The sequence below is a fragment of the Maribacter flavus genome (genome assembly GCF_008386635.1).
GTDB lineage: Bacteria > Bacteroidota > Bacteroidia > Flavobacteriales > Flavobacteriaceae > Maribacter > Maribacter flavus.
Genome location: NZ_VUOE01000001.1, coordinates 959,578 through 981,031, shown reverse-complemented (window position 1 = coordinate 981,031; position 21,454 = coordinate 959,578). Strand labels below are relative to the sequence as shown.

12 protein-coding genes are annotated in these 21,454 nt (G+C 39.2%); 8 read left to right on the top strand and 4 right to left on the bottom strand.

The genetic code is table 11. The annotated features are described in order from the left end of the window. Window position 1: 1 nt before the first annotated feature. From F0361_RS04275 to F0361_RS04240, 8 genes are all read left to right on the top strand, one after another. A complete protein-coding gene (locus F0361_RS04275) occupies window positions 2-1,018 on the top strand; it encodes a zinc-binding alcohol dehydrogenase family protein (protein ID WP_154917360.1) in 1,017 nt (338 codons plus the stop codon). Between the two features lie 13 nt (window positions 1,019-1,031). Continuing rightward, window positions 1,032-1,865, top strand: coding sequence for an amidohydrolase family protein (locus tag F0361_RS04270; RefSeq protein WP_154917359.1), 834 nt, complete (start codon window positions 1,032-1,034; stop codon window positions 1,863-1,865). 6 nt (window positions 1,866-1,871) lie between these two features. Then, a complete protein-coding gene (locus tag F0361_RS04265) occupies window positions 1,872-2,666 on the top strand; it encodes an SDR family oxidoreductase (protein WP_154917358.1) in 795 nt (264 codons plus the stop codon). Between the two features lie 19 nt (window positions 2,667-2,685). Then, window positions 2,686-4,011, top strand: coding sequence for an L-fucose:H+ symporter permease (fucP, locus tag F0361_RS04260; protein ID WP_154917357.1), 1,326 nt, complete (start codon window positions 2,686-2,688; stop codon window positions 4,009-4,011). Beyond that, window positions 4,008-4,358, top strand: coding sequence for an L-rhamnose mutarotase (locus F0361_RS04255; protein WP_138257833.1), 351 nt, complete (start codon window positions 4,008-4,010; stop codon window positions 4,356-4,358). The genes fucP and F0361_RS04255 overlap by 4 nt, the downstream gene beginning before the upstream one ends. Window positions 4,359-4,868: 510 nt before the next feature. Next, entirely contained in the window at window positions 4,869-7,949 is a 3,081-nt protein-coding gene (locus tag F0361_RS04250; RefSeq protein ID WP_154917356.1) for a SusC/RagA family TonB-linked outer membrane protein, read from the top strand. A 31-nt stretch (window positions 7,950-7,980) separates the two neighbouring features. Further along, entirely contained in the window at window positions 7,981-9,513 is a 1,533-nt protein-coding gene (locus tag F0361_RS04245) for a RagB/SusD family nutrient uptake outer membrane protein (protein WP_138257831.1), read from the top strand. A 184-nt stretch (window positions 9,514-9,697) separates the two neighbouring features. After that, complete coding sequence (locus F0361_RS04240; RefSeq protein ID WP_161598198.1) at window positions 9,698-12,952, top strand: VCBS repeat-containing protein; 3,255 nt, start codon at window positions 9,698-9,700, stop codon at window positions 12,950-12,952. A gap of 80 nt (window positions 12,953-13,032) precedes the next feature. Here the strand turns inward: F0361_RS04240 and F0361_RS04235 are convergent, their stop codons facing one another. From F0361_RS04235 to F0361_RS04220, 4 genes are all read right to left on the bottom strand, one after another. After that, window positions 13,033-14,070 (bottom strand): glycoside hydrolase family 43 protein, encoded by a 1,038-nt coding sequence (locus tag F0361_RS04235; protein ID WP_154917354.1) that lies wholly within the window; start codon window positions 14,068-14,070, stop codon window positions 13,033-13,035. A gap of 5 nt (window positions 14,071-14,075) precedes the next feature. After that, window positions 14,076-15,530, bottom strand: coding sequence for an MFS transporter (locus F0361_RS04230; RefSeq protein ID WP_154917353.1), 1,455 nt, complete (start codon window positions 15,528-15,530; stop codon window positions 14,076-14,078). Window positions 15,531-15,540: 10 nt separating this feature from the next. Beyond that, on the bottom strand, window positions 15,541-16,659 hold the full coding sequence (locus F0361_RS04225; RefSeq protein ID WP_154917352.1) for an endo-1,4-beta-xylanase: 1,119 nt from the start codon (window positions 16,657-16,659) through the stop codon (window positions 15,541-15,543). Window positions 16,660-16,966: 307 nt separating this feature from the next. Further along, window positions 16,967-21,112, bottom strand: a complete 4,146-nt coding sequence (locus F0361_RS04220) for a hybrid sensor histidine kinase/response regulator transcription factor (RefSeq protein ID WP_154917351.1) — start codon at window positions 21,110-21,112, stop codon at window positions 16,967-16,969. Between the last annotated feature and the right edge of the window lie 342 nt (window positions 21,113-21,454).

Below are 21,454 nucleotides of genomic sequence, written 5' to 3'. Positions count from 1 at the left end.
CATGAAATATATCATTTGCCAGGAACCTGGCCGTTTTGAATTGAAGGAAAAAGAACGACCGGTTAGAAGGACCGGGGAAGTACTGGTCAAAATACATCGTGTAGGTATTTGTGGAACGGATTTACATGCCTATGGTGGAAATCAAGCTTTTTTCAAATACCCAAGAATACTGGGTCATGAACTCGCCGGGGAGATATTGGATATTGCCCAAGATGAAGATGATTTCAGAATTGGCGATCAAGTAATCGTCATGCCTTATGTAAGTTGCGGCACCTGTGTGGCCTGCAGAAATGGAAAAACAAATTGCTGCACCCAAATCAATGTTTTAGGCGTACATGTGGATGGGGGGATGCAACAAATTATAAGCCTGTCTAAAAATCTGCTTATTCCCGCAAATAATCTTTCCCTCGAGGAAATGGCCATCATAGAGCCTTTGGCTATTGGGGCACATGCCCTAAGAAGGGCAGCTATTCATAAAGGCGAAACAATCGTAGTAATTGGTTGTGGACCTATAGGTATCGGCCTCATGAAGTTGGCCCAAATTAAGGGTGCCAAGGTTATTGCCTTGGATATGAATAAGGACCGATTGAATTACGCTGCCAATCAAATAGGGGTTTCCCATGTTTTGGACGTTAGGGAGAGCCCCCTTGAAAAGATAGCTGAAATTACCAATGGTGACTTGGCTACCGCTGTATTTGACGCTACTGGAAACAAACATGCTTTGGAAACAGGTGTATCCTATATGTCACACGGTGGCAGATTTGTTTTGGTAGGCCTTTCCAAAGGAGAACTTACCTATGTGCACCCCCAGATACATGCCAAGGAAACGACTTTGATGTGCAGTAGAAATGCTACTTTGGAAGATTTTCAGTTCGTAATCGATCATATCAAGGATTTCCCAACAGATTCGTTTATAACGCATAAGGTTCATTATTCTGAAATGATTGAACATTTCGACTCTTGGTTATTACCAGAAACAAATGTGGTCAAGGCCATGGTTACTTTTGATTGGAAATGAAAAGTTCGTTTTTATGATTATTGACTCACATCAGCATTTCTGGATTTTTGAAAAGGAAAAACATGCCTGGATCGATGATAATATGGCCAACATCCGAAGGGATTTTTTACCGATGGATTTGGAGCCCATTTATAATGAAAACAAGGTGGGTGGTTGTATTGCCGTACAGGCGGACCAAACCCTTAAGGAAAACGATTTTCTCCTGGACTTGGCCAGTAAGCACGATTTTATAAAAGGCATCATAGGTTGGGTCGATTTGCGAAGTGAACGTCTTCAGCATGATTTGGACATTTATGGGCAATTCCCCATTGTCAAGGGGTATAGACATGTAGTACAGGCCGAAATAGACCCATTATTTCTTTTAAGGAAAGAATTCCTGGAGGGTATTGGAGAGCTGCAGAATCGCGGCCTGATCTATGAAATTTTGGTCTTTCCGCATCAATTACCTTCCGTATTGGAATTCGTGAGGCTTTTTCCCCACATAACTTTTGTACTTGACCATATGGGCAAACCTTATATTAAATCCGGATATATCCAAGCATGGAAATTACTCATGAAGGAACTAGGGAATGTTGAAAATGTACACTGTAAAATATCGGGTGTAATTACGGAGGCCGATTATAAGAATTGGACGGTTCCGGATTTGCTGCCCTATTTGGAAGTGGCTCTGGAGTCCTTTGGTACCAAGCGTATACTTTATGGTTCTGATTGGCCCGTTTGCCTTGTAGCCGGAAATTATGGCAAAGTCCTGGAATTGGCCAAAGAATTTGCCAATGAACTTTCCGAAAATGAGCAACAGGATTTCTATCATAATAATGCAGGGAGAATATATAACCTAAAAAATTGAAGCAGCATGGATTTAAATCTTAGAGGCAAAATCGTTGTAGTAACGGGTTCAGCGGGGATGGAAGGCAGCATTGGACATGCAATAACATTTGCCTTGGCAGCGGAAGGTGCCATACCGGTACTTATCGATAGAAACATAAGGGGGATTGAGTACGAAAAGCAGTTAGGGCAAACCGGGTTGGATGCCCTTTTTATTCAAACGGACATGACCGATGTAGACCAAATCAAAAATGCGATAGATAAAGTTTCAGAAAAATATGGTCGTATTGATGTGGTCATAAATAATGTGGGCGTAAATGATGGGGCCTCCTTGGACAAATCCATTGAGGATTTTGTAGCCTCTTTAAAACTGAATCTTATCAGCTACTTTGCAACGGTCAAATTTGCGTTACCCCTATTGAAAAAAAGTAAAGGAAATATATTGAACATTGGGTCCAAGGTAGCCCTTACCGGGCAGGGAGGTACTTCTGGTTATGCGGCCGCTAAGGGTGGGGTTTTAGGGCTTACCAGGGAGTGGGCAGTGGATTTGATAAAATTTGGCATACGTTCCAATGCGTTGATGATTGCCGAAAGCTATACACCCGCGTATGAGACTTGGATAAATAGTTTGGAGAACGGAAAACAGAAATTAGAGGAGATAAAAAACAGGATTCCCTTGGATTCAAGAATGACGTTACCGTCTGAAATAGCCGATACCGTTCTTTTTTTAATATCGGAAAGATCCTCCCATACTACAGGTCAGTTCGTTTTTGTAGACGGGGGATATGTACATTTGGATAGAGCTTTGTTATCCACAAAATAAACCAACCCAACCTAAAATCATGGCAAATCAGACCCCAACACCATTACTTAAAAAATCGGTATTAGTTCCCTTTATACTTATTACTTCCCTTTTCGCCCTTTGGGGTTTTGCAAATGATATAACCAATCCAATGGTTTCCGCATTTAAAAAAGTGTTGGAACTGGATAATTTCCAAGCCTCTTTGGTTCAATTGGCATTTTACGGTGGATATTTTACCATGGCCCTACCTGCCGCGATATTCGTTAACCGATATTCCTATAAGAAAGGTATTTTGCTGGGCCTTGCCTTGTATGCCGTAGGAGCCCTTCTTTTCTATCCGGCAGCGGCCTATGAGGAATTTGGGTTTTTTTTGGCGGCCTTGTATATTCTGACATTTGGATTGGCATTTTTGGAAACTACAGCAAACCCTTATATTCTTTCAATGGGCTCCGAAGAAACTGCTACAAGACGCCTTAATTTGGCCCAGGCCTTTAATCCAATTGGAGCACTGCTAGGTCTTTTGGTAGCACAAAAATTCATTCTGGCGTCATTGCAATCAGATGACCTTTTGCCTAACGGAGCGCCTGTTTATGGAACTTTGTCAGAAACAGCTAAGGAATTGGTAAGGACATCGGACCTGGCAGTAATTCGTAATCCATATGTAATCTTGGGTCTTGTGGTCATTGCATTTTTTGTGGTCATTGCATTGATCAAAATGCCACGTAACGAAAGACAGGAAGGCAAAGTGGTTGTATCGGAATCCATAAAAAGACTTTTTAAGTCCAAAAAATTTGTAGGGGGTGTAGTGGCACAGGCTTTCTATGTAGGGGCACAGATTATGTGTTGGACCTACCTTTATCAATATGCGGAATCCTTTGGTATTACCAATGAGAAGGCGGTAAATTTTGGAATTGCGGCGTTGGTCATATTTTTGACTGGTAGATGGGTGGGAACCGCACTACTCAGGATAATAAGTTCCGGAAAGCTACTGTTTATATTCGCCATAGGAGCATCCATTTTTACATTGATAACCATTTTTGTTTCGGGTATGGTAGGATTGATCGCTTTGGTAGGCATTTCCTTTTTTATGTCCATTATGTTCCCAACAATCTATGGTATTGCATTAGAAGGGCAGGGAGATGATTCCAAATTTGGGGCTGCCTTTTTGGTAATGGCCATCGTTGGCGGTGCGTTGATGCCCACCTTACAAGGATTGATTTTGGATTTGGGGGGAACCGGTTACACGGATATATCGATTTTCGGAGTACCTGAAGTGAATTTCTCATTTGTTCTACCATTGTTATGCTTTATTCTTGTTGGAATCTATGGACGCAATGTGTATACAAAATATAATCCTACATTATGAAACCAACCAAACGCTATTGTTTTGCCTGTGATTTGGTAAATGAGCCTGATTTAATAAAGAAATATAGGGAATATCATGAAGCTGGAAATGTTTGGCCAGAGGTTACTGAAAGTATTAAAGATGCCGGTATTTTGGATATGGAAATTTATTTGGTCGAGAATAGGCTTTTTATGATTATGGAAGTGGACGAAAGCTTTTCCTTTGAACGGAAACAAAAAATTGACAAGGAAAATGCCAAAGTTCAGGAATGGGAACAATTGATGTGGACGTTCCAACAGGCCTTACCGTCTGCACGGGATGGGGAAAAATGGATACCAACCGAATGTATATTCAAGCTATCTCGATAAGTGATAAAATCAATCGTACAATTTTAAACATGCTCTAAATTATTCTTATAAAAAATGCATTGTGTCCCTATATTTTTGGAATTCGATGGCGATTGTACATTTTGAAGACATTTTATTTATAGTTTTTATCAGCGAGAATCAAACCTAAACTTCAAAACAGCCTCATAACATCGTTTATTAACAGTTATTCGGTCCATTCCAACGTAAAATAAGAGGTGTAAAATTTTAATTCATTGAGTATTATCTAGTTTTATGGGATCTAATCATTCCTAAGTAATTTGCATTATTTGGGGCAATAAGATGAAGTACTGTTAAAATTATACCTTGATAAATGGGTGTTGTTTGAATAATTAACAATATAATCAGTTGGGTGCAACAATATTTCAAGAAAGCGCATCATCTGTTTTAATATTTCTTTCCCCTTTGGAATACATTTGGTTTCAGTTTATTGGTGACAATTAAACTTGATTAACATTACTATTGATTGCAACAAACTTTAACCACTTAATTATGAATAGATTTAAAACAGCCTTGATTGCAACATTTATCTTAGGATTGCAATTGGCATTTTCCCAAACGTTGACTGTTACGGGTACAGTGACCGATGATACTGGAACACCGCTACCCGGAGCATCGATTTTGGTTGCAGGCACCAGTAATGGTACCCAAACGGATTTTGATGGAAACTACGTTCTTTCAAACGTTCCCTCCAATGGGTCCTTAGCCTTTAGTTACATTGGATTTAAGACACAACAAATTCAGGTCGATGGTCGGTCTACAATAAACTTAGTTCTTCTAGAGGATACGGAGGCGCTGGATGAGGTAGTTCTAATAGGATATGGTACTCAGAAAAAGGAATCTGTAACCGGAGCCGTTTCTACCGTTTCTTCTCAAGATATCGTTGCGCTCCCGGTTGTGAGTTTTGCCGAGGCACTCCAAGGTCGTGTTCCTGGTATCCAAATCAATAATTCAGGGGGACCTGGTACCGATCCAATTGTGCGTATTCGTGGTATTGGCTCCATTAGTTTTGCATCAAGTCCTCTTTACGTTGTAGATGGATATCCGGTAGGTGGTCTGGGCGACTTCGATAATAATGACATCGCTTCCATTTCAGTACTTAAGGATGCCAGTGCTGCCGCCATTTATGGTTCAAGAGCTGCTAACGGAGTTATATTGGTCACCACTAAAAAAGGCAGGGCCGCAAATGGGGTTGAACTGAATTATCGCACATTTAGCGGGTTTGCAAATGCTTCCAACAAATTGGATTTATTGAACCGAGAGCAATATCTCGAATTTGGAAGGGAATTATTGGATAATGCTGGAGCCACGTATCCTTCCCGTTGGAGTGAATTGAATACGCCTATTTATCCTGGTGCAACCCAAACCTATGCTGAAACCGATTCAGATTATCAGGATGCCGTTTTTACCACGGGTATCACCACCCAGCATCACCTTAGTGTTAGAGGAGGCTCTGAAGCTTCTAGGGTGTATGCTTCATTTGGCTATTTTAAGCAAGACGGTATTATGTTGGGAACCGGTTTTTCTAGATATAATTTTAGGGTGAACTCAGATCATGATATCAATGATTGGTTATCGGTTGGAGAATCTTTCACAATATCCAATGGTGAAAGACTAAATGAAGCGGAGTTGGGAGGAAGAACTCAGATTCAAAACATTATAAGAGGTATACCTTATATACCGTTGAGGGACCCAACATTGCCAGGAGGTCTTAGAGCGCCAGATGGCGCTGATGGTACGGATCCTGAAAACCCATTAAGACCCGCGGTAATAGACAGAAATACAAACTCCAATGTACGGATTTTTGGTACGGCCTACGCCAATGTTAAACTTTTTGATGGATTGGATTATCGTTTTACAGCGGGTATCGATTGGAACAATTTCAGAAACCTGCAATTGCAACCCATATATTTTGACGGATTTGCTGGTAGGGTAGAAAATATTACAATAGATCAACAGAACACCTCCACTGGAAATTATTTTTCAAACCAATTGAACTTTGTTAAGACTTTTGGTAAGCATAATATCGATGCCATAGCCGTTGCAGAAAGACAAGATTTTGATATTTACACTATAACCGGTAATGGTCGTCGTTTAAGTAATGACTTAAATGTTCTCCAGGGAACCCAGGCACAAACAGTTAGCGGAACGGAAGGCTCCAATGTCATTTATTCCTTCTTGGGAAGATTGAACTATGATTTTGGTGGTCGTTATTTGTTAAGCGCTTCATTAAGGCGTGACGGTTCCTCAAAATTTTCCGATGGATTCAAGTGGAAAACCTTTCCGGGAATATCCGCTGGTTGGAATATAGCTGAAGAACCTTTTATGCAAGGACTTGAAAACTTGTCAGAATTAAAAATTAGGGGAAGTTGGGGTCAAGTTGGTTTCGAAGGAATCGGTGATTTTGAAAGTCAGGCCGGTATCTCTACCAACACCAACGCTATTATAAACAATGAGGAAGTACAAGGGGCTTTTTTCAATCGTCTTGCCAATGCTGAATTGGAGTGGGAGGTGACAACTATGACCAACGTAGGTTTTGATTTGGGCTTATATCAAAATAGGGTTCAGTTGTCTGCGGAATGGTATAAGCGAACTACGGACAATTTGATTCTTAATGTTCCTATTCCTGCCTCACTTGGTTTCGCAGGAAACACGATTGCCAATGTAGGGGGTATGGAAAACTGGGGTATGGATTTTAGCACTTCTTATTATTCAAAACCAGGAACCGAATTTCAGTGGAACGTTGCTGCTAATGTTGGGCTTTTTAGAAATGAGGTAGTGGCATTAGCTACTGAATCCGCTAGTATTTTTGGTGGTCAAAATGCCGATGCGGGTGGTTTTGACATAACCCGTACCGCTGTAGGCGACCCTATTCAATCCTTTTATGGATGGAAGGTCGAGGGTATTTTCCAAAGCCAAGCTCAAATTGATCAATATAATGCACTTGATGGTGACGCATCCACACCGTATCAAAGTAATGCTGCGCCTGGAGATCTTATTTTTCAGGATTTGGATGGCAGTGGTGATATAACTGCGGACGACCGTGATGTCATTGGTAGTTTTATTCCTGATTTCTCCTACGGTTTAAACTTTGACGCTTCCTATAAAAATTTATATCTTAATATGTACTGGTATGGAAATCAAGGAAATGATGTTTACAATGCTACAAGGGTATATACTGAAGGAGGGTTAAGACTGTTTAATCATGGTACCCAGGTATTGGATGCTTGGACCCCTACCAACACAGATACGAACATACCAAGAATGGTAAATGGTGATCCCAACCAGAATACCAGAACATCAGATCGCTTTGTGGAGGATGCCTCATTTTTAAGATTGCAGAACCTAAAAATCGGCTATAGGTTTCCACAAGATTGGTTGGACAGGGGCTTGGCCGGTCTTAGCAATTTTAACGTGTATCTTTCTGGAAACAATTTGTTGACTTTCACAAAATACCAAGGATATGACCCTGAAATTGGGGCAAGAAACAACAACCTGAATATCCAAGGTGTGGATTACGGGCAATATCCAAGACCCCGTACTATCTTAATAGGATTGGAATTAGGATTTTAAAATTGTTATAAAAGAAAATAAAATGAAAAATATGAAAAACTTAAAACCCACGATTGCCATAATTGCGGCTTTTCTCTTCAGCTTATCATGCGGAAGGGAAGATTTGGATCTAACGAACCCTAATGAAGTCGTTGTTGCTACATTTTACAAGAACGGAGACGAGTTAAGGAGCGGTGTTTACTCCATCTATGCATCCCTACAGAGTCTTCAGTTGTATGCAAGGGAATATTTCTTTTTACACGATTTAAGGGGCGATGATAATAAAGCCGGCGGAGGCCAATTAGAAACGCCAAGAAATCAGTTGTTAATCGGTACCAATGACCCTGGTAATTCGGTCGCTAGGGATGTATGGACAGGCTTGTACGCTGTAATTTTAAGGTCAAATATTGTAATAACCCAAGGGCCTGAAGTAGCGGATATAAGCGAAAGCTTACGGACGGCCTTAATTGCAGAAGCCAAGTTCACAAGAGGTTGGGCCTATTTTGAGTTAGGAAGTCTTTGGGGAGGAGTTCCCATCTATACCACCTATGCTGGAACATTTGAGGACAGTGCTCCAAAATCATCACAGCAAGAAGTACTGGATTTGGCCATCCAAGACCTAAGGGACGCTGCAGCAGGATTGCCTTTGGCATCACAGACTGAACAACCTGGCAGGTTTTCAAAAGGTTCCGCTCAGGCAATGTTAGGACGTGCTTTAATGTTTACAGGTGACTATGCAGGAGCAAAAACCGCTTTTGAAGCCATAGTAGACTCAGGTGAATACGCCTTGGTAGATGAGTTCGATGATAACTTTCAAGAGGAGAATGAATATAATAGGGAGTCCATTGCAGAGATTGGTTACTCGAACGTTGGTGGTTTCAACTGGAACGGAACGGGTGACGGCGTAGGTAACGAGCAAAGTGTTAGAACACAGGAATATTCTGCTGTGGGTTGGAGAAACTTAATACCTTCAGATGGTCTATTAAATGAGTTTGAACGTGTATCCAAAGGCGATGCGAAAGATGACCCAAGATTTGCAAAAAGTTTTTATTCCTTGGGTGATACTTTTAATAATGGAGAAAGTGTTTTGACAGATGTCCAAGGCGAGGAGACCACATTTGAGGGCGTTACCACAAAAATAAGCTGGAGAAAGTATTCGCTTATGTACAAAACCGATCCTGGAGGATTCCTAACAGGAGGTATCAACATGAGGGTAATTCGCTATGCGGAAGTCCTGATCAACTTGGCAGAATGTGAATTGGAGTTAGGTAACCCTGCAAGGGCAATAGCGTTATTGAATCAAGTTCGTGCAAGGCCTAGTGTAGATATGCCGCCATATCCTACTACTAATTTTCCTGTTAGTAACCCAACCGAGGTTATGGAAGCCATTATCCATGAAAAGCGTGTAGAACTAAGTTCAGAGCAAATTAGGAATAGGGATATTTTAAGATGGAGAAAGGAAGGTAAGTTGCCTGCCGAACCTATTTCACATTTTGAACCAAAATTGGAACTACTCCCTATACCACAAAGTGAGATTGATAACAATGCTAAATTGTCGGAATCTGATCAAAACCCTGGTTATTAGTAGTCATATAAATATTAGTTAGATTGAGTTAGTTTTTATTGGTAGTGCCAAAACCGTGAGGGTTTTGGCACTTCCCTTTTATACTTATCTATATTATTTAGTATTTTACTATATGCGTTGGATTAGCGGTTTTATTTTATGTGTTCTCTTGTTTGGTTGTGAGACCAAAAAGCCTGAAAATACATTGTTTAAAAAGGTAACGACCGAACACTCAGGCCTCACTTTCAGGAACACTATTACAGAGAATGAAACATTGAATATTATAGATTATGAATATCTGTTTAATGGAGGTGGAGTGGGGATTGGGGATTTTAATTCAGATGGTCTGCCTGATGTCGTTTTTTCTGGTAACATGGTCATTAGCCGTATCTATCAAAATATTGGGAAGCTTCAGTTTAAAGATGTCACTTCGTCTTCCGGAATCATAACCGATGCTTGGTGTACCGGTGTGTCCATTGTTGATATTAACAATGACGGGAAACCGGATATCCATATTTCGACGGCCCACGATCTTTTTTTGGGAAACACTAAAAACTATTTTTACCTCAATGAAACGGAATCCAAGGAGGAAATAAAATTTAGGAACCTTGCAAGTGAAATGAACATCGCAGATTCTTCCTACACGATGCAGGCCGTTTGGCTGGATTATGATAGGGATGGCGATTTGGACCTTTTTTTGGCCAACAATTCCAAAGAAGAATACCCTAAGAACAATGCTTTTGGTCAACGAAAGGATGGCAGGGGAAAAAGTACGGATAAACTTTACAGGAACAACGGAACCAATAAAAATGGCGTTCTCCAGTTTGAGGATGTTTCAAGGGAAGCGGGAATCTCTATTGAGGGATGGAGCTTGGGCGTTGCTGTAATGGATATTAATGGGGACCAATATCCGGACATTTACGTAGCTAATGACTTTCTGTCCAATGATGTGCTGTACGTGAATAATGGAAACGGCACATTCACCAATAAAGTTTCTGAATATTTTAAGCATCAGAGCCACAATAGTATGGGTATAGATGTAGCCGATATCAACAATGATGGAGGGCTTGATTTTTTGGTTTTGGATATGTTTCCAGAAGATAATTTAAGAAGGAAAACCATGTTTTCCGAAATACCTTTCGACAGGTTTAATTCATCGGTTAAAGCAGGTTACCAACCGCAATTCGTTAGAAACGTACTTCAGGTGAGTACATCCTCAGGATTCAGTGATATTGGAAATTTTGCCGGTGTTTCGGCTACGGATTGGAGTTGGGCACCCTTGATAGCTGATTTTGACAATGACGGACTTCGGGATATCTATATTACCAATGGTTATAAAAAAGATATTACCGATATGGATTTTGTGGATTTCAATAACTCTTCAAATGTCTTTGGTTCTTTTGAAGAAAAGAGAAAGGCACTTGTCGATCAACTGAAAAAAATGGATGGGGTAAAAAAGTCAAACTTCTTCTTCAGAAACAGGGGCCAGAACAAGTTCGAAAATGAAACGGCCACCAGTGGTATACAGGTGCCATCTTATTCAAACGGTGCAGTATATGCAGATTTGGATTTGGATGGCGATCTTGACATTCTTACCAATAACATCGATGATGAAATACTTCTTTTTGAGAATAAAAGTACGGATGTTAAAAAGGATAATTCCAGCTATCTAAGGTTGAAGTTCAATCCAAATGCAGAGAATATTGGGGCCAAGGTATGGGTCTATTCCAAAAAGGGAAAGCAATACGGGGAATTCCATCCCCAGCGTGGATATCTATCATCTGTTGAACCTTTTATGCACTTTGGTTTGGGAAATGCAGCGATTATTGATTCGATCAGGGTAATCTGGCCCGATGATGCTACAACATTGTTACAAAATGTTGATACCAATCAAACGATTGCTCCAATAAAAGGAAATTCAAAGATTGATGTTAAAATTTCAAAAAAACTTGAAAAAGCCTATTTGGAGGAGATTGCCCCTCCTTTGGACTCCGTCTATGTCCACCAAGAAAACACCTTTGACGATTTTAAAAAATGGCCGCTGCTTTTTAGAGGCTACAGTAGGCCAGGCCCCATTCTTTTAGGAGGAGATATAAATGGCGATGGTCTAGAAGACTTTTTTGTGGGAGGAACTGCAAATAATCCTGCCAACTTCTATGTACAGTCAGCAAATGGCAACTTTGTTAAATCTCCATTTCAGAAATCCCAAGATGAAATTAGAAGTGAAAATTCAGCTGGCTGCTTTTTTGATGCGGACAATGATGGGGATTTAGATCTATATCTTGCAAACGGAAGTTCAGAAAATTATGCCGATACTGATTTGTACCAAGACGTTCTTTATTTGAACGACGGAAATGGTTTTTTTAATATGGAAACCGATGCACTTCCCAAAATTTCATTTCCAACCAATACCGTCGTTCCTCTTGATTTCGATAAAGATGGAGATCAAGACCTTTTTGTAGCAGGTCGTTTAGACCCCAATAATTTTCCTTTCTCACCAAGATCCTATCTTTTGGAGAATAACCAAGGTGTTTTTATGGATGTAACAAAGAAAATTGCCCCAGAACTGGTTTACCCTGGAATGATTACGGATGCATCTGCTGCAGACATAAATAATGATGGGTGGATCGACCTTATTTTGGTGGGCGAGTGGAATCCGGTTCAACTTTTTTTGAACAAGCAAGGTCGATTGGCTCTCGATTTGAGCGATAATGGATTAAAAAACACACACGGATGGTGGAATTGTTTAAGGGCTGGAGATTTTGATGGGGACGGCGATATGGATTTCGTAGCCGGTAATTGGGGCTTGAACAATCCCTTTTACGCAACTGGAGAGGAACCACTAAGACTTTACGCCCATGACTTTGATAAAAATGGCTCCATTGAACCTATTATAACGTATTTCAATCAGGGTAAGGAGTACATTTTACAGGCAAGGGGTACTTTGATGAAACAGTTGCCATTAATTAGAAAGTTGACAAAAAATTACCATGATTACGGGGAGAAAACTTTTGGGGAACTATTCGATAAGGAGAAAATGGATTCAAATTCTATTTTCAAAGCATATGAACTGGCCTCCATGTATTTTGAGAATACGGGAAATGGAAAATTTAGGAAATCTCCACTACCCGAGCAGTTGCAATGGTCTCCTATTTTCGATTTTATTGACATCGATATTAATGGTGATGATGCTATGGAATTGTTGAGTGTAGGTAATTTTATGAACACTGAAATCCTAACCGGCCATTATGATGCAGGTATAGGACAGACGCTGGAATATAATCGGACTAAAGGTGAATTTGAATTGATCAAATCAAGTAAAAGTGGTTTTGACATTACTGGGGAAGCACGGTCTTTGTTAAGACTGAAAAGCCATTCCGACGATGAACTAATAATTTTAGGTTTACAAAACGATACTTTAAGGTTTTTTAGAAAAACGATTCCACTCTCAAAAAATTAGTAGAAACAAAATCAATTCTTTTAACCTTCGGTGATGTTTCTTAGTACTTTAAAAGCAATAGTCTAATTTTAAAACTATTATCAGTCCCTATAAGGTTTGAGCGTTTTTATGGTTCCATCGCTTAGGTGTTCAATTTCAGCAATCTTAACGCACCTTAGATGGGTTACGCCCTTAGATAATGAGGAATCATGATAGAAAAGATACCATTTTTCGTCTACTTTACATATTGAATGGTGGGTTGTCCAACCAACTACCGGTTCGAGGATCCTTCCCTTATAGGTAAATGGCCCATATGGATTATCACCAACGGCATAACATATAAAATGAGTGTCGCCAGTAGAGTAGGAGAAATAGTACTTTCCTTTGTATTTATGTAACCAGGCGGCCTCAAAGAATCGTCTTTTGTTATCCCCGGCCAAAAGCGGATTGCCATTTTCATCAATGATTAAGGCATCTTTAGGTTTTTCAGCAAACTCAAGTAAATCATCGGTCATTTTTGCAATCTTGGGCATTAGTGCCATTTCATCGTCATTGGGTAGATGTGCTGTTGGACTCTCAGGTTCTTTACCATTAAATGAGCCATTTCGCCATCGTTGCAATTGACCGCCCCAAAGACCACCAAAATACATATAGAAGCTTCCATCTTCATCTTCAAAGACTGCTGGGTCTATGGAAAAGCTATTCTTTATAGCTTGCGGTTGTGGTGTGAAGGGGCCGGTTGGAGAATCGCTTACGGCAACACCTATCCTAAAAATGCCGTCATGGGCCTTTGCAGGAAAAAACAAATAATATTTACCGCCTTTATACGCAGCATCAGGCGCCCACATCTGTCTCTCCGCCCAAGGAACATCATTTACATGGAGGGCAATTCCATGATCAACTGCCGGACTATCAATGGAATCCATGGATAGGACATGATAGTCCTCCATGGCAAAATGACTCCCTAAGTCGTCAAAAGCCTCGCCAGCGTCTATATCATGTGAGGGATAGATGTATATTTTACCATTATAATAATGAGCAGAAGGGTCTGCTGTATATATATGCTTTACTAGTGGACTTGAAATCGCCTTTTCATTCAATTTGTCAAAATTTATTTGATCTAAACTCTCTTCAGGCATGCTATTTATTTTTGTCTATTTCTAATTAAATCGTTTTCAATCTGGGTCTCCATTTTTTTATTAATCTCATAAAAAAATAGTAGTGCTATTCCCATTAAAAATGCTATGGATGGGTATATGCTAACCAACATTCTTGTACCTTCGATTGCGCTATCCGGTTGAACTACAGCACCGTTGGAGGCAAATTTCTTAGGAATGTAATTGTAAATCCCAAGTATCCACGTTACGAGTGAACCGCCAATAGTGAGCCCTAGCTTTAACCCGATCATCATGGCGGAAAAAATAATGGCCGTGGCCCGTCTATTGTTCTTCCATTCGGAATAATCTGCAACATCTGCAATCATGGCCCACAAGAGTGGAATGGTTATGCCGTAGAAAAACCCGTGCAGAATTTGCGAAAGGAACATAAGTTCTACTGAAGTAGAAGAAAAGAAGTAGAAAATGGCTATAAATAGAGTGGATACGAACAATGCACTACCAAATACATCTCTTTTTCCATATTTGTCCGCCAAACGTTTTGATAATGAAATCCCGACAATCATAAAAATAATTCCGCCAGCATTGAACAGTCCAAACCCTGCAGAAGTTGGATCGTCCCCAAAAAAGTCCAAACCTATGCTGGAAAGAGCCCTTAAAAGCGGAGCGATAAATTCTGCCAAACTGGCCGCATCTACATAGTTCTCAAAATAATAAACGTACGATCCTCCCTTCATTGCAAGGGTTATGAACACCAAGGTGGTGAGTACCAACATTATAATCCAAGGTCTGTTTTTTACCAAATCGCCTAAATCTTCCTTTAAGCTAGATTTCTGATCAGGGGTAGGGACAACACGTTCTTTGGTTGTAAAAAAGGTGATCAATAGCATGATGGTCCCAATAACCGCCAAATAGGTCATTACCGTTTCAATGCCTTCCGCTTTATTGCCATCACCAGCATACATTATGATTGGCAACATGAAAACCTGTACAAAGAATTGCGCAAACATCACGGCAACGAATCGGTAGGATGAAATACTATTGCGCTCCTTCATACTTCCTGTTATAACTCCGCTAAGAGCGGCATAGGGAAGGTTGTTGGCCGCATACAATAACAGTAATAGGGTATAGGTTATCGCGGCGTAGACTACCTTACCTGTATATTCAAAATTGGGTGTGCTGAATGCTAAAAGTGCAACGATTCCTAAGGGTATCGAAGTAAACAATATCCATGGCCTAAATTTTCCCCACCTACTCCTTGTCCTATCGGCAAGTGCACCAACAATAGGGTTAAAGGCGAATGCGGAAATGATACCAACCACAAATATGATAACCGAGGCATCATCCGTTTCCAATCCATAAATATCCGTATAGAAATAAGCCAAGTAGGTAACCAAAGTTTGGAACACAAGGTTGGCGGATAAATCTCCCAAACTATAGCCAACTTTTTCCTTAATGGATAGTTTATGTGAATCAGGATTCATAATCTACAAATTAGTTTGTTGTCTGTAATTGGTCAAGTTTTTCTTTTAGGCCAATTATGCCATAGTAAGCTGGCTTTGGTTTTAACTCCCTATCAAAAAGTAAAGGATAGTTGGTCCTACCACGAATTGGAAATCCGTTTAACCATGACTGTCCGTCATTAACACCCCAAAAGGTAACCCTACTGATTTTATCCCTATGTTTTAGGAATATTTTGAAAATGTCCTTATATCTATTGGCCAATTTTGTTTGTATTGAATCGGGTAGACCTTTGGTGTATGGATTCATCTCTTCGCTGTTCTCGAAATTCTGACTGATTTCGGCCCCTTCCAAATCCCATGGGTTTGGCAATACACTAATATCCAATTCCGTAATTGCTACCTGGACCCCCAATTTTGAATACTCCAAAATGCTTTCTTCTATTTCTTCAAGGGAAGGGTAATCCAAGTGCCAATGTCCCTGCATTCCAACCCCATCAACTTTTATTCCTTTTTCCTGGATTTTCTTTATCATTCTGATAGCACCTTGCCTTTTATCAGGATTTGTCATGTTGTAATCATTATAAAATAACTTTGCATTAGGGTCTACCTCAGAGGTCCACTTAAATGCTAATGAAAGATATTCATCCCCCATTTTCTCAAGAAAAATGGAATTTCTAAGTGTACCGTCTTCATTTAAGGCTTCGTTCACAACATCCCATGAGTCAACGACACCTTTAAAGTGAAGAGCCAAATCCTTGATATGTTTTTCTGTTGCATCCTTAAATTCTAAGCTGTCTTCGATAGTTGCAAACCAAGGAGATAACTGACTGTGCCAAATTAAGGTATGGCCATGTACATGCATGCCGTTATTTTTTCCCAATGCAACAAATTTATCGGCCAATTCAAAATTAAAACTATCCCTTTGAGGATGGATAATGGACGATTTCATTATGTTTTCGGCGGTAATGCTATTAAATTCTCTTTTTACCAGGCTAAGAGAGGCACTATCACTTTGGTCTATTATTCTACCGTTCAAAGCTACGCCAATATAAAAATCCTTTTCAAAAGCTTCTTTTAGTGATTTTACTTTTACTGGCTTTTCATCCTTTGTCTGCGAGCAACTTATCAGAGATGTTAAAATAACGAACATGAAGGATTGTAAAACGAGTCTCACAATAGAACGGAATTCTTCGGCTTTATTAATTGAAGAACAAATCATTTTAGAATTTATGTAAATCATTGTATTTGGTCATTTAGGCCATAAATCTAACCGAAATCGAATCCTTAGAATATCACATTTGTGGCTTTGTATCCTAAACATGTTGTATAAAAATTTTATGGTATTACGGAACTACCTTAAAACCAAGGTTGGATATGGATTTCATTGAAGCTAAGCCCAGAGTATATCTGATGCTACTATTTAATAAAATTTGGGTGTTTAGAGATTGTTCATTTTTCTATTTTGTTTTAATATCAGTAGGAAGGATACCAAACTCTGACTTAAAACAACGACTGAAGTAGGATGGGGAAGAAAAACCTACTTTGAACCCTACTTCGGCAATCGATTCACACCCTGTTTCTATCATATTTTTCGCCTTTTCCAAACGAACCTTGCGAATCAGTTCATTAGGGGTAAGTCCGGTCATGGCTTTAATTTTTCTATACAGTTGACTTCTGCTTAAGTACATATCTTCTGCCAGATGTTCAACGTTCAATTCTGCTTTTTCAATATTCTTGTTCAAATAGTCCAATACCTTTCTCATAAAGGATTTATCCAATTCAGTTGTTTTTTCCAACAAATTAAGTTTTGAAGGGTCGTTCAAATTTTTGCTTATATAGACTTGTCGATTTTCAATCAAACGGGATAGATAAGAATTTAATAAACGCATATCAAAAGGCTTGGTCAAATATACATCAGCTCCAGAATTTACACCATTTATCATGTCATCAGGCATGGTCTTGGCGGTCAACATAATAATAGGGATATGACTTGTGGCAATATTTTTTTTAAGCTTACTACAGAATTCCAAACCGTCCATTTCTGGCATAACTACATCGGTTATGATTAGGTCAGGTATTTTTCTGTTTGCCAAATCCAGAGCTTGTTGGCCATTAGATGCTTCAAAAACATTATGGTCAAAGGAAAGTTCCTGCTTGAGGTATGACCTCAGTTCAACATTGTCCTCAACGATTAAAATTGTCTTCGCAGATTTATTTCCAAATTTATGGGTCAAAGGTTTTTTTAATGAGCCCATATCCGGCAACATACTTTCGCTGGCCGTATCTTTCAATAGTTCATCTTCTTTAAAGTGTTGATTGCCCAAGGGCAGAAGTATTCTAAATTTTGTCCCTACAGCTTCTTCACTATCTATAATAATTTCTCCTTTCAATAACTCAACGAAATTCCTGACCACCTCTAGTCCTATCCCCGTACCTCCATAATACTGACTATTCATATTTTTAACCTGATAGAATCTATCGAAGATTTTTTTCACTTCCTCTTGGTTGATACCACTACCTGTATCTTCAATTGAAATCTCTAGACATGGCAGTGTTTTGTTATTTACAAGTCTAAAACAGTAATCTGTAGAAGATTTGAAAACGCTTACTGTTATGGCACCATTTTCAGGTGTAACCTTGAATGCGTTGGAAAGTATATTAAAGATTACTTTTTCGAGCATTCCGGCATCGCTCCACAGATAGGGTGTTGTCTCATCGCGCTCTATCAATAGGGCAATGTTCTTTAATAAAGCCTCTTCTTTGAAGTGGTCTGTAATTTCCTTTACAAAATCATTAATGCCTATTTTAGAAACTTTAATGGAAAATTTGTTTAACTGAAGTTTTCTAAAATCCATAAGCTCATCAATAAGACGTTTGAGCCTAGCTGCGTTTTTGTAAATTATGGTATGTTTTTCCGCTACTTCCTTTGGAAGCGGCTGTCCAGTATTTGACATTATGTCCTTTAACGGATTCAAAATAAGGGTCAGTGGGGTTCTGAACTCATGGGATATATTTGTAAAAAACTGTATTTTTTTATTGTTCAGCGCTTCCTCTTGACTGCGTTTGGTGCGTTCAAATTCGACGAGACGTTTTTCTCGAATTCTCGCCCTTACAAGTCTGTACAACCAAGATGAAAAAATAATGATGGTTAGTAGGTAAAGGATTATAGCCATTTTTGTTTTCCACCAGGGGGCTAGAATGGTAAAGGAGAGGGTTTTTATTTCATTGCTCCAAACCCCGTCATTATTAGCTGCCTTTAATTTAAAGGTATAACTGCCCGGGGACAGGTTTGTATATGTTGCACTTCTATTATTGCCCACAAGATTCCAATCTTCCTCGAACCCTTCCAAATAATACGCATACTGATTTTTTTCTGGCCTTGTATAGTTTATACCAATATATTCTATAGTAAAAACACTTTGCTTGTGGTTGAGTGTTATATGTTCGGTTTCTGAAATCACCTTATTTAATGGGGAATTTTTATCGTCGATTTTTACAGATTTGTTGTAGACCTTAAAATCCGTAAAATATATCTGTGGTTCGTACATGTTCTGAGGTAATGTAACAGGTCTTACCTCATTTATACCCTTATAATTGCCAAAGTAGAGAGTGCCATCAACATCCTTAAAGGCGGCATTGAAGTTAAAATCATTGGTGAGAAGACCGTCATTTATGTCATAATTGATAATCTGTTGATTACTTTTATCATAGCACGAAAGTCCTTTGTTGCCAGCCATCCACAATCTTCCATCGTTGGATTCGATTATCGTTGAAATTGTTTCTTGCTGCAATCCTTGTTCTTTATTGTACCACGTTAAAAAATTATTGGTTGTATTGTACTTCCAAACCCCTGCACCGTCCGTACCTATCCAGACATTATGCTCAGAGTCCTCAAAGAGAGAAACGATCACGTCTACCGAGACCATATGACCATTTGGATTCATAAGCTCTGGCTTTAACTCAATTTTATTGAACGATTCCTTTGTACTGGCCTGTCTTTTGAACAGTCCACTTGTGGTTGCGACCCATATGTTGTTATTTCTATCGACCATGACCTTGCGAATTTCCGCACGGCTTGTCTTTAAATCGTTGAACTTTTTATCGTCCACATAACCAAATTTTCCGTCTGCGAGACTATAGAAATGTAAACCATTTGAGAAGGACCCAATCCATATTTTACCATAGGCATCCTCTGAAAAACTCATGACCCGATTTGATTTCAAGGCACCATTAGTACTCTGGTTATCGAAATGTTCAAAAACATTTGAGTTGGACTCAAGAAAGTAAATGCCTGAATTCCAAGTGCCTACCCAAATGTTATCTTGGCTGTCCATGAATATGGTCTGTACATCGTCAGCATTTAATTGCTTGGCTATTGGATTTTTAGGGTCTAAAAGATGTATAAATTGATTTGTTGCAGTGTCATAAACATCTATCCCGCCACCATCCATAGCTATCCAAAGCCTGTCTTCCTTATCCTTTAGGATGCCCGTTACGGAAGATGATTGCAACGAATTTTCAACATTGGGAATGCTTTGTATATCAGGAAATTTATCATAATTGTAATCGTGTACTCCAACACCTTTGTTGTAATATCCTATCCAAATACGATCTTGTGCATCCACCAATAGCGACCATACAGAGTTTGATTTAATACTGTTGCCGTCGAATTTATCGTACCGATAATTTTTAACGAGATCGCCTTTTTTGGAAAGTACGAATAATCCATCATTTTCGGTCCCACACAGAATCCGATCATCAGGAGCTTGAACAATGGTCAATATGCGCTCATCCGTAATATTGAAGGTTTCGATTGTTTTTTCACTATCGGTTCCATTAGGTGCCAAAAATTTTATCAATCCATTGGAATGTGTTCCCATCCAAAGCGAACCTTCGTCATCTACAAAGAGCGATTCGATATTCAATTCATCATTTTCAGTATGAGTAAAGAGATCTTCCTTGAGCAAAACCTTCGTGGCCTCAACACCATTAAATGCATAAAGACCCTTGTTCGTTCCAATGTAAACAGTTTCATCACCGTATTGAACCAGGCAATTGATAAGTGAGGGAGTCTGAATGTTATCATTTATTTTTAAGGGATATCCCATTAAAGATTGAATATCCACTTTAAAAAGTCCGTTCGCAATTGATCCAATTAATAAACTGTTCTGGTTTATTTCTACAATGGATGTAACGACAATATTGTTTAAGACGGTTCCATTTTTATTAAAGGAGACATGTTTGAAGCTATCAAGCTCCTTTTGATAAACATCCAATCCAGTTTCCGTACCCACCCATAGCAGTCCGGAAGAATCAACGTAAGCGGTGTGGACTAATGAACTGTTTAGGGAGTTGGGATTGTCAAATTCCTGCTTATATGTAGTTATATCTATTCCGTTGTATTTGTTTAGCCCCACTCCGTAGGTTCCCATCCATATCAATCCTTGGTTGTCCTGTACAATTGAGGAAACTGCTCTTTGGGTAATGGATTCTTCTATAGCCAAAAAGTTATATGCCGCTTCCTTCTCTTGAGCGGATAGAATTAGGGAGCAAAAGAAGGATACGATAAGGTAACTTGTTTGAACATAATTCCGATGGACCATAGTTTCAAATGTTTTCTAATAGGCAGTACAAGCTGAAAATTCGATAATTTTTCTTACATAACGTATAATTATCAATTTTAGCAATAAATTTCCAAGTAACTGATAATCTTTCATCTAAAAAGGGGGTTTTTTACGAAAATGTTTTAGTGGGTAATGCAAAATAGTATTTTATTGGTTTGAATTGGAGGGTTGAGGCCAGATATTATTTTGAAATTACGGGCTAGGATTCAACCTTTTTTACTTTTAATTCCATTGGCTCTTTTGAATATTGCACAGGAATGTCAATCCTAAATTTATCCCAAGCGACTCCTAAATTTTTACACTATTGTAAAAATCGCCTAG

Coding starts and splice junctions, on each gene's coding strand:
- F0361_RS04275 (WP_154917360.1), top strand. CDS start 2: ATGAAATATATCATTTGCCAGGAACCTGGCCGTTTTGAATTGAAGGAA.
- F0361_RS04270 (WP_154917359.1), top strand. CDS start 1,032: ATGATTATTGACTCACATCAGCATTTCTGGATTTTTGAAAAGGAAAAA.
- F0361_RS04265 (WP_154917358.1), top strand. CDS start 1,872: ATGGATTTAAATCTTAGAGGCAAAATCGTTGTAGTAACGGGTTCAGCG.
- fucP (WP_154917357.1), top strand. CDS start 2,686: ATGGCAAATCAGACCCCAACACCATTACTTAAAAAATCGGTATTAGTT.
- F0361_RS04255 (WP_138257833.1), top strand. CDS start 4,008: ATGAAACCAACCAAACGCTATTGTTTTGCCTGTGATTTGGTAAATGAG.
- F0361_RS04250 (WP_154917356.1), top strand. CDS start 4,869: ATGAATAGATTTAAAACAGCCTTGATTGCAACATTTATCTTAGGATTG.
- F0361_RS04245 (WP_138257831.1), top strand. CDS start 7,981: ATGAAAAACTTAAAACCCACGATTGCCATAATTGCGGCTTTTCTCTTC.
- F0361_RS04235 (WP_154917354.1), bottom strand. CDS start 14,070: ATGCCTGAAGAGAGTTTAGATCAAATAAATTTTGACAAATTGAATGAA.
- F0361_RS04230 (WP_154917353.1), bottom strand. CDS start 15,530: ATGAATCCTGATTCACATAAACTATCCATTAAGGAAAAAGTTGGCTAT.
- F0361_RS04225 (WP_154917352.1), bottom strand. CDS start 16,659: ATGTTCGTTATTTTAACATCTCTGATAAGTTGCTCGCAGACAAAGGAT.
- F0361_RS04220 (WP_154917351.1), bottom strand. CDS start 21,112: ATGGTCCATCGGAATTATGTTCAAACAAGTTACCTTATCGTATCCTTC.